The organism is Flavobacterium psychraerolatum (genome assembly GCF_025960985.1).
GTDB lineage: Bacteria > Bacteroidota > Bacteroidia > Flavobacteriales > Flavobacteriaceae > Flavobacterium.
In genome coordinates, this window is sequence record NZ_JAOQMX010000020.1 from 37,239 (window position 1) to 47,618 (window position 10,380).

The following is a 10,380-nucleotide window of genomic DNA, read 5'->3' on the forward strand; positions in this document are numbered from 1 at the left end:
CATTCGTGCAATTCGTGGCTAAAAAAAGAATATTTCCCTAACAACACCTACTTGAAAAACTCCATTCAGCAAATAAAATTCAATAACAAACGCAAAGACAGTCAGTTTGATTTGACAACTTTTAATACCATATTTTCAAAGAAAGATCTCGACCATACTCTGACTGATTTTCAGCAAATTGACTTTTACATGCTTATCGTAGTAACGGGCGGCACCGGAAAGCATACCGTCGACTTTACCGATTATACACTTGAGCAGGGAACGATTTTGAGTATTCGAAAAGACCAAATTCATAAATTTTTCAAAAACGAAGTTCAAGGTTACGTCCTCCTTTTCACGGATACTTTTTTGCTCCATTTTTTTAACGAAGTGGAAGCTATCAAAAGTCTACAGTTATTTAATGAGCTGATTAGTTCCCCAAAAATTCAGCTCAATACAACCGATTTTGACACCACTCAAAAGTTAATTACCGAGATTAAAAAAGAGTACTACCAGATAAAAGACGATCATTCTATGAGCGTGATTGGTAGTTTGTTGCATATTCTTTTTCGAAAAATGTATCGCATTAAGTCATTGGACAACGCCATTTTTTCAGAAAAAAAATATCTAAGTTCATTTATTCATTTGCAGCAATTGGTCGAAAACCAATGTTTTAAAACCAAGAAGGTTTCTGATTATGCCAGTCAAATGAATATTAGCTCAAAAACAGTAAACAATATAACCAACGCTGTTATTCACAAATCGGCTAAGCAATTTATTGACACCATATTGATAACACAAATCAAGCGATTACTTATAAACACTACATTTTCGATAAAAGAAATTGCTTTTCAAGCTGGATTTGAAGAAACAACGAACTTGTACAAATTTTTCAAAAAAAACACCCTACTCACTCCCGAAGTTTTTCGAAAATTAAATCAATAACATCAACTTTCCCATTTTTACAGTCCTTTGCCCTTTTTGGATACTTTGTCTGTTGGAGTCTCACTATACCTTTGCCCTACACATTTAAAGCAAACAAAAATGAAACTAACAACAATTACAGCAGCTAGTATACTGGCATTCACACTTACACAAGGATACACTGCACATGCACAAAACAACAAAGGAAAAGAAACTAAAAAATTGACAAAAATGGAAATTTCGAACAAAGAAAAAGTCGTAGCATTACTAAAAGCAATTGAAACTGGAGATAGCGCACCCGTTGCCTACATAAACCCAACAAATTACAAACAGCATAACACTGCAGTTGGTGATGGCTTAGCGGGTTTTGGAGCACTTTTACAACAAATACCAGCAAACTCAGCCAAAGTAAACACAGTACGTGCCTTTGCGGATGGTGATTATGTTTTTACACAAACAGACTACGTTTTCTTTGGACCAAAGGTAGGTTTTGACATTTTTAAATTTGAAAATGGGCAAATCACTGAACATTGGGACAACTTACAAGAGAAACCAGCAACGCCAAACCCTAGTGGACACAGCATGCTTGATGGTGCTACAGAAATTAAAGATCTAGATAAAACAGAAGCAAATAAAACAATTGTAACCAATTTTGTAAATGACAATTTGGTGAACGGAAAAATGGAAAAACTAGCTGGTTACTTTAATGGTGACAATTATATACAGCACAATCCAAACATTCCAGACCAAGTATCTGGATTAGGAGCTACTTTGGGTGCATTGGCTAAACAAGGTATTTTCATGAAATATGATAAAGTACATCGTGTACTAGGCGAAGGAAACTTTGTTTTGGTAGTAAGCGAAGGCCACTTTGGAGCAGATCATAATTCATTTTACGATTTGTTTAGAGTTGAAAACGGAAAAATCGCAGAGCATTGGGATGTGGTCGAAAAAATGACTGACAAAGCAGACTGGAAAAACAATAACGGTAAATTTTAAGGTTAAAACAAAGAGTAAAAAACAGCACTTTTTCTTATGAGAAAGTGCTGTTTGCGTTTAAGCACTTCTTATAAAAATAAACAATTGAATCCTATAAAAATGAACAATTTTTATCGAATCATTAGTGATTTCATTAAAAAAATCATAACATTGAATAAAAATATTGTTTTATAATAGCGTAAAATACTATCTTACATCCTCCTTTAAGAAGGAATTTTAACCTAATGATTCCATATGACCATAATTATATCGCTTTGCATTTTATTGCTAATCGCCTATCTATTTGATTTAACGGCAAGTTATACCAAAATACCATCGGTGATTTTACTATTATTACTCGGTTGGATTGTAAAAGAGGTAACTCAGTTCTTTGCTATTCCTATTCCCGATTTGAGTTCTACCTTGCCTATTTTGGGAACAATTGGATTGATTTTGATTGTACTAGAGGGAGCGCTAGAGCTAGAATTAAATAAATCAAAAATTGGACTAATCAAAAAGTCGGTTTTGGGTGCACTAGTACCACTCTTGTTGATGGCTTTTGCTTTGGCTTATGCTTTTCATTATTATGGAGGCTACGATTTTAAAACCTGTTTAACCAATGCGATTCCGTTTTGTGTGATTAGCAGCGCTATTGCGATTCCAAGTGTTCGAAATTTAACCTCAGATCAAAAAGAGTTTACTATTTATGAAAGTAGTATGTCAGATATATTTGGAGTTGTATTCTTTAATTTTGTCGCTTACAATACTGATTTTGGACTAGAAACATTTGGCTACTTCTCTCTTGAAATACTTGTAATCATTACTATCTCCATCATTGCTACGTTCTTATTGTCCTTTTTACTTAACAAAATAGATCACCATATCAAATTTGTACCTATTATCTTATTGGTAATTTTAATCTATGAAATCTCTAAGATTTTCCACCTACCTGCTTTAATATTTATTTTAGTTTTTGGTCTTGCAATAGGGAATTTAGATGAAATTAAACATTTAAAATGGACTAAAAGCTTCCGTTTGGACCTTTTAAATAAAGAGGTTATTAAGTTCAAAGAACTTACCGTTGAAGCTACATTCATCATTCGAGCATTGTTCTTTTTACTGTTTGGATACCTGATTAAAACTTCTGAAATTATCAATCCAGATACTATTCTCTGGGCCTTAGGAATCGTAGCTGCTATTTATGCCCTTAGATTTCTACAATTATTATTATCAAAAATACCCATTTTTCCACTACTTTTTGTAGCGCCCAGAGGATTAATTACTATTTTGTTGTTTCTATCGATAACCCCAGAAAGTGTACTCCCTTTCGTAAACAAATCATTGATTATTCAAGTGATCTTATTGACTGCTATTATTATGATGATTGGTTTGATGGGAACGGCAAAACATCGTGAAATTATCATCAAAGAAAAACTAAAAGCCAAACGCATCAACCCTCACATTGATATTACAGAGGAATTTTAAATATACTTAATAAAAAAGGAGCATCAATCTGTACAGAATTGATGCTCCTTTTTCTTATTTAAAATAGTCCTTAACTTTATTTTTTTTTTAAAATTATAGACTTCTCAGTCCTTCAATAAGTCCATCTATATCCTCTTTTGTATTGTAATGACTTAAGGAGATTCGAAGGTTTGGCTTTTGTAAATCTTCATCAGAAAGTATTTCTGCCAATACATGTGATGGTCTAATACTACCACTCTGACAAGCACTTCCACGAGAAACAGCAATTCCTTTCATATCTAAATGAAATAATATCATTGCTGTCTTATCTTTCGAAAATGGCAACAATACATTCAAAATAGTAGCAATACCATCTGTACCTCCATTAAAAGAGGCTTCAGGAAAATATTCTATTATTTTTGAAATCAAATAGGATTTCAATGTCGATATCTCAGTCATTTCTTTATCTATGTTTTCATTCGAAATAGAAAGCGCTTTGGCCATACCTGCAATTTGATGTATTGGCTCTGTACCTGCACGTAAACCCTTTTCTTGTTCTCCACCATAGAATAAGGGAGATAAACCTGAATTTTTTTTGACGAAAGCAAAACCAATACCTTTGGGGCCATGAAATTTATGAGCCGTAGCGACTATAAAATCAACCATTGTATCCTGTAAATCAATCTTAATTTTTCCGATAGACTGAACTGTATCGGAGTGAAACAAAGCTTTATACTCTTTACATAACATACCCACACGTTGTAAATCCAATATTACACCCGTTTCATTATTAACATGCATCAAGCTCACTAAGGTTATTCCTTCTTGTGATAAAAGCGCAACTAAATCTGTAATGTCAACGGAACCATCTGCTTTCACTTTTACATAATCAACAGCAATATTAAATTCTCTTTGCAATTGCTGTATCACATGTAAAACTGCATGATGCTCCATTTTACTAGTAATAATTCGATTCACTTTCAAGTCCTTAACAGCTGAACGTAAAATCCAATTATTAGCTTCAGTGGCCGACGAAGTAAAAATAATTTCGGGAGCAGTAGCATTGATAATTTTGGCAATTACTTTTCTAGAAAGCTCCAAAATGCTTTTACTGTTGCGCCCCAAACTATGTGTTGATGATGGATTTCCGTAATCTTCCAACATAATTCTGGCCATTTCTTGTACTACTTCTGGTCGAATTGAAGTAGTAGATGCGTTATCAAGGTATATTTTTTTCATTACTGCAAAGTTACGAAATATCAATTATGAATTCAACCCATTCATTTGCCGATTTTTTCGCTATTTTTGTGGCAAATTATAAATATAATGAAACGAATCACTTGCCTTTTTTCTTTTTTACTGCTTTTGAATAGTTGTGACGATGGAAACCTCGTTCAAGAAAATATCGACTTCGAAGATTACACTACTCAAAACTGCTCCACAAATGATCTTATTTATAAGATCAACGATAAAGAAGCGCTAATACTAGAAATACCTTCAACCAATTTTACAAGCGAGCCAACTACTAGCAATTCTCCTACGACCTTATCAATTAGCTCTACAAGCAACCGAGTAGTGTATCGTTTTTATAACGGAATTGTAGGCGCTGATAATATTTGTGAAACCATACAACCTGCTACTCCAATTATTACAGACCAATGGACGGCGACTTCAGGAACTATTGAAATTACAACATCAGCAACCAAAGAAGCAGGAACACTTACTGGGAGCACAAAAATTACGGGCTATAGTCACTATATCAATCTAAAAAATATAACTTTTGCCATCAATAATGGAGAGCAAAAGTATGCTTCTTTACCTTTTGGAACCTATACAACCACTGCAACCGCTTTACCTTTTAACTTTGAAAAGGTACTTACCAAATGTAGCAGTTCTAATATACTGTATGACTATAAGGGCTTCGAAGCTATTATGCTTGATATTGATCCTACTTTAATAGTTAATGCTGTTACCCCTGCAGGAACACCTAGAACAGGGCTGATAGGAACAACAACAAATAAACTGACGTATCGCTATTTTTCCGGACTCTTGAGTGCTGATTATTTTTGCAATACAACCACTCCAACTACGCCCATTTTGAGTCAGGAATGGAATGGAGTTGCAGGCGTAAGCGGTGTAAGTGGTATTATCGAAGTAACTACAACTACCAATGGACCCAACGCTTTTACACATACTATCACACTCAAAAAAGCAACTTTACAGAAAAGTAATAACAGCTTTATATTGGGAGATTCTTATATTCTAGGGGAGCTTACCACTACAAATTAAAAGGTTTTTCAGCACTTTATAATCAAAAAAAAGAGGCTTGTTTTCAATTGAAAACGAGCCTCTTTTTTTTACTTTTAAAGACAATCCTATCCTTTATTTTGACGAATAAAAACCTCGGTAGCGCCTTGCCCATATTTTTGATAATTGGCTTCCTGGAAAGCGATATTATCGTAACGACCTAATAAAAAATCAAGTTCTGCTTTCAGCACTCCTTCACCCACACCATGAATAAAAACGATCTTCGGTATTCTATTTTTTATGGCAAATTCAATATGTCTTTTTGCGGTATCTGACTGGATAGTCAAAATATCATAATTTGATAATCCATGTCTGCTTTTTACTAATTTTTCGATATGTAAATCAAATTCTGGAGCTGGTTGTTCATTTCTATTTTTACGTTCTTTGACAAAAGAACGTGGTTTTGGGACCTCCTTCTCTTTTTGAATAGCACTTACATTAATTATTTTAATAGAATTATCTAAACTACTGGAATCGTTATTTTTAATAAGCTCGTTGACAAAATACGTCATCACGAATCCATCCGTAGTTTCTACAGTAACCTCTTTATCTTTTACTGAGAGCACTACTCCATCTATTGCATCATCCAGTACTGAAACCTTATCTCCTTTATTGAACATCTTCGTCTTCTTTTTTTTGATTTTTACTTGGCGTTTTAGCACTCAATCGCATCATACCGAACATAAAAACGATTACCGCACCTACCTTCAAATAGATCATTTGATCACCACCATCTTTCTTTAACAGGAGTACTAGAACAGCCAAAACTACTAGTAAAATTTGAATTATTTTCATTTAATTTTAATCTGAATCCAAAAATAGTAAATTAAAACTAAATCTAATATTTTAACCGTTACTACTTCGTTACATCTTATAAAGTCTCTTGTTTTAATATTTTTTTTTCAAAACTAAAAAAGGACTATTTTACAATTCAGCCCATGCTTTTTTAAAGCTTTAATTCAAGCAAAAAGAAGAATCAAATAGATTTTCAGAAAAAGGCCTTATTATCATTTCCAAAATCTTATTTTAATTCCTAAGGGTTAATTAAAAATAGTTCAATATATTTGTGAAGCATAATTTAAGAGTAGATTTAAAATGCCATCAAAATACTTCTTTAGTCCGAATCAATTTTCATTACAAATACATTTTCATTGCTGCTGATGTGACTAAAAAAAACTCCTTTTATATTTTTATATACTAACCTTTCAATCCCATAATCATGACAAAAGATCTGATTATCCAAAATATTGGGTCGCTCAAAAGCCACTTAAATATCAACTACGGTATTAAAACTAAAACCGAAGCTTTTACCGAAAAAATTTTTTATACCTTATTTGACTCAAAAGCCGAGTTAAATCAGAGTATTGACGAACTCGAAAATCAATTCAAAGAAATCTCTAAGATTGCATGTAAGAAACCTCAAAATCTATGCGATTCCATTTGGGAAAAATTCTTATCGAGATTACCATCTGTTCTTGAAAAATTAAATCAAGATGCTACTTTTATCCTTGAGAATGATCCTGCCTCCAATAGTATAGAAGAAGTTTACCTTGGTTATCCTGGATTTTATGCTATAGCCATTTACCGATTAAGCCATGAATTATACATCTTAGATTTATTACTATTCTCTAGACTTATGAGCGAATACGCCCATAAAATTACTGGAACAGATATTCATGCTGGTGCTCAAATAGAATCTCCTTTCTTTATTGATCATGCTACAGGAATCGTAATTGGTGAAACCACAGTAATCAAAAAACGGGTAAAGATTTATCAAGGAGTCACCTTAGGAGCCTTGAGTGTAAGCAAAGACATGAAAGATGCTAAGCGACACCCAACAGTTGAAGAAAATGTTTGCATTTATGCAAATGCTACAATCCTAGGAGGAGAAACTACGATTGGAAAAGATAGCGTGGTTGGGGGGAATGCTTGGGTAACCAAATCCATTCCAGCAAAATCGATTGTATTGAATACTACAACGACCGAAGTAAAAGTTAAAGAAATGAGATAAAGAACAATTAAAATATTAGAATAGTTCTTTTCTAGATATTTACTTGTTGCTACCTCTGTTCAAATAATATTATAATTAAAACAATATGAAGCCTCAAAAATTAATTGACTTAATAGGCAATACGCCATTAGTAGAATCTGTCAATTTGGTTCAAAATAAAAATGTAAAACTACTTTTAAAACTAGAGGGTAATAACCCTGGAGGAAGTGTAAAAGACAGAGCTGCATATTACATGATCAAAGGTGCTATGGATCGTGGCGAAATTAAAAAAGGAGACAAACTAATCGAAGCTACTAGTGGAAACACCGGAATAGCACTTGCTATGATAGCTCAAATTCTGGGTATCGACATCGAACTTGTTCTCCCTGAAAACTCAACCAAAGAACGTACACAAACAATGCGAGCGTATGGTGCTACTGTAATTTTGACACCAGCCGAAACAGGAATCATTGGTTCTAGAGATTATGCTGATAAAAAAGTAGCCGAAGGTGGTTACCTTATGTTAAACCAGTTTGCAAATGACGATAACTGGAAAGCCCACTACAACAGTACAGGCCCTGAAATATGGAGAGATACAGAGGGTACTGTAACACATTTTGTTTCGGCAATGGGAACTACTGGAACCATCATGGGAACCTCTACTTATTTAAAAGAACAAAACCCAGCCATTCAAATTGTGGGAGCGCAGCCAAGTGATGGTTCTCAAATTCCAGGAATTCGAAAATGGCCAAAAGAATATTTACCAAAAATTTTCGATCCATCGAAAGTAGATCAAACTGTTGATGTATCAGAAGAAGAAGCTCGTAAAATGACCAAACGTCTGGCTACTGAAGAAGGTGTTTTTGCTGGAATGAGTAGTGGAGGATCTGTAGCTGTTGCCGTGAAGATTGCCGAACAGCTAGAATCTGGTGTGATTGTTGCCATAATATGCGACCGCGGTGACCGTTACTTATCCTCTGATTTATTTGATTAGATCTTTATTTATGACTAAATCTTTATGATTAGAAATAATTATTGTAAAGAATTAGCATAATTAAAATTGATGATGGAAAACAGTATTAATATTTACAACTGCTTTCGAAAAAATAGTAAAACAAAACAAGGCGCTAGAAAACTAGCGCCTTGTTTATTATATTGTAACCTGTGTGAATTATACCAAAGTAGCTTCAGAGGTTATGGCAGTATTAAATAATTTTGAAATAGGACAATTATCTTCCGCTTTTTTGACTAACGATTGAAACTCCTCTTCAGCAATTCCTTCAATTTTTGCTTGCACAATTAGATGCGAACCAGTAATAGTTCCGTCAATTAAGTTGATTACGCATTTCGTCTCAATACTTCCAATTTCAAAACCAGCCTCAGTTATAAAAGCTGACAATTGCATTGTGAAGCATCCTGAATGTGCAGCTGCAACCAATTCTTCTGGATTAGTACCAACACCTTCTTCGAATCGAGATTTAAAAGAGTATTGCGTGTTTTGTAAAGTTTTACTTTGAGTTGTTATTTTCCCAGCTCCTTCTTTCAAGGAACCGTTCCATACAGCGGTGGCATGTCTTTTCATTGTTTGTGTTTTTTATGTTCTCTCAAATATAAGTATTTCTAAAATAGCACTTTGATTTCTGATTTTCTTTTAATTAAATTTTATGACCTTTTCTTGGCAATGCCCTCATTTTTATGGCAGCGTAGTACTCTATATTCTCCTATTAAATCCTGTTCATTTGGTCGTAATGTAGTATGTTTGCTTTAGTATCAATTCACCTTGTTTACAAAACAAATAAGGAGTAAAAAAAGTAGCGTCAACACGATACTTTTAAACAAATCAACTGCAGCATGGGACAAAATTTACAATCGCAAGACTGGCCCTATTTAAGCCGATATAAAGAGGAGAACCTACGTTTACAAAATGAACCCAAAACAACAAACAGAGTCGTTTTTATAGGAGATTCTATTACAGAATTTTGGAGTAAAGAGCAGGCTGATTTTTTTTCGAACAAAAACTATGTCAACAGAGGTATCAGTGGGCAAACTAGTCCTCAAATTTTATTGCGTTTTAGAGCCGATGTTGTTTTGCTCCAACCTAAAGTAGTTATTATTCTCGCGGGTGGTAATGATATTGCAGGGAATACAGGCGAATCGTCCCTAGAGATGATCCTGAACAATATTCAATCAATGATCGAAATAGCCAAAGCAAACCACCTTTCGATCGTATTGTGCTCACTTTTACCCGCTAATTTTTTTTATTGGATGCCCAAAAAGCAACCTGCAAAAACAATAATTGCTTTTAACCAGCTCCTACGTGAATGCGCGAACAGGAACAACTTACCATTTGTAGATTATTATACAGCACTTGTAGACGACAACCTTGGATTACCTCCAAAATTCTCAGAAGATGGCGTACATCCAAACGCAAATGGCTACCGCATAATGCAACCATTAATTGAAGAGGTAGTTAACAAACTTATAACAATCGCTTAGTAATAGCGTACTACTTGACAATTTACTACAAGTAAACACTTTAATTATCAACCTCCTACAATACGCTAACTACTACGTCTAAGTCATATCCCATAAAGTAAATTAAGTTTTATTACCTAAATAAATAAAACTTGACGACAGTAAACGCTAAAAAGTGGAAAAAAAGTACCTCAATCGTATAATTTTTCAGCTATAACCATTTTTACACAAGAAAAAGGTGTTAAATTAAGATTATTTTAAGA

The 10,380-nt window shown here is 33.9% G+C and carries 11 protein-coding genes; 7 read left to right on the forward strand and 4 right to left on the reverse strand.

The features are described 5' to 3' along the window. Window positions 1-51: 51 nt before the first annotated feature. The 3 genes from M2326_RS09205 to M2326_RS09215 all read left to right on the forward strand — a co-directional run bounded on the left by M2326_RS09205 (window position 52) and on the right by M2326_RS09215 (window position 3,366). The gene (locus M2326_RS09205; RefSeq protein WP_264619268.1) at window positions 52-924 is read left to right on the forward strand and encodes an AraC family transcriptional regulator; all 873 of its coding nucleotides are present in this window, start codon (window positions 52-54) and stop codon (window positions 922-924) included. Window positions 925-1,023: 99 nt separating this feature from the next. After that, window positions 1,024-1,902 (forward strand): nuclear transport factor 2 family protein, encoded by an 879-nt coding sequence (locus M2326_RS09210; RefSeq protein WP_264619269.1) that lies wholly within the window; start codon window positions 1,024-1,026, stop codon window positions 1,900-1,902. Window positions 1,903-2,136: 234 nt separating this feature from the next. Further along, window positions 2,137-3,366, forward strand: a complete 1,230-nt coding sequence (locus M2326_RS09215; RefSeq protein WP_264619270.1) for a cation:proton antiporter — start codon at window positions 2,137-2,139, stop codon at window positions 3,364-3,366. A gap of 93 nt (window positions 3,367-3,459) precedes the next feature. Here M2326_RS09215 and M2326_RS09220 read toward each other — a convergent pair whose 3' ends face one another. Continuing rightward, the gene (locus M2326_RS09220; protein ID WP_264619271.1) at window positions 3,460-4,584 is read right to left on the reverse strand and encodes a cysteine desulfurase family protein; all 1,125 of its coding nucleotides are present in this window, start codon (window positions 4,582-4,584) and stop codon (window positions 3,460-3,462) included. A gap of 87 nt (window positions 4,585-4,671) precedes the next feature. Between M2326_RS09220 and M2326_RS09225 the strand changes: the two genes are divergently transcribed. After that, entirely contained in the window at window positions 4,672-5,634 is a 963-nt protein-coding gene (locus M2326_RS09225; protein ID WP_264619272.1) for a hypothetical protein, read from the forward strand. A gap of 86 nt (window positions 5,635-5,720) precedes the next feature. Here the strand turns inward: M2326_RS09225 and M2326_RS09230 are convergent, their stop codons facing one another. Together M2326_RS09230 and M2326_RS09235 are read right to left on the reverse strand one after the other, a co-directional pair. Then, window positions 5,721-6,272: a Smr/MutS family protein gene (locus M2326_RS09230; protein ID WP_264619273.1), complete on the reverse strand. Its 552-nt coding sequence runs from the start codon at window positions 6,270-6,272 to the stop codon at window positions 5,721-5,723. Next, window positions 6,262-6,447: a hypothetical protein gene (locus M2326_RS09235; protein ID WP_264619274.1), complete on the reverse strand. Its 186-nt coding sequence runs from the start codon at window positions 6,445-6,447 to the stop codon at window positions 6,262-6,264. The genes M2326_RS09230 and M2326_RS09235 overlap by 11 nt, the downstream gene beginning before the upstream one ends. A gap of 424 nt (window positions 6,448-6,871) precedes the next feature. Here M2326_RS09235 and epsC point away from each other — a divergent pair, with 424 nt between their 5' ends. Then, window positions 6,872-7,663 carry a serine O-acetyltransferase EpsC gene (epsC, locus tag M2326_RS09240; RefSeq protein ID WP_264619275.1) on the forward strand — a complete coding sequence of 264 codons (792 nt, stop codon included), beginning with the start codon at window positions 6,872-6,874 and terminating at the stop codon, window positions 7,661-7,663. 85 nt (window positions 7,664-7,748) lie between these two features. After that, window positions 7,749-8,636: a cysteine synthase CysM gene (gene cysM / locus M2326_RS09245; RefSeq protein WP_264619276.1), complete on the forward strand. Its 888-nt coding sequence runs from the start codon at window positions 7,749-7,751 to the stop codon at window positions 8,634-8,636. Window positions 8,637-8,813: 177 nt separating this feature from the next. Here cysM and M2326_RS09250 read toward each other — a convergent pair whose 3' ends face one another. Next, window positions 8,814-9,224 (reverse strand): OsmC family peroxiredoxin, encoded by a 411-nt coding sequence (locus M2326_RS09250; RefSeq protein ID WP_264619277.1) that lies wholly within the window; start codon window positions 9,222-9,224, stop codon window positions 8,814-8,816. Window positions 9,225-9,493: 269 nt separating this feature from the next. Here M2326_RS09250 and M2326_RS09255 point away from each other — a divergent pair, with 269 nt between their 5' ends. Then, a complete protein-coding gene (locus M2326_RS09255; RefSeq protein ID WP_264619278.1) occupies window positions 9,494-10,138 on the forward strand; it encodes an SGNH/GDSL hydrolase family protein in 645 nt (214 codons plus the stop codon). Window positions 10,139-10,380: the final 242 nt, after the last annotated feature.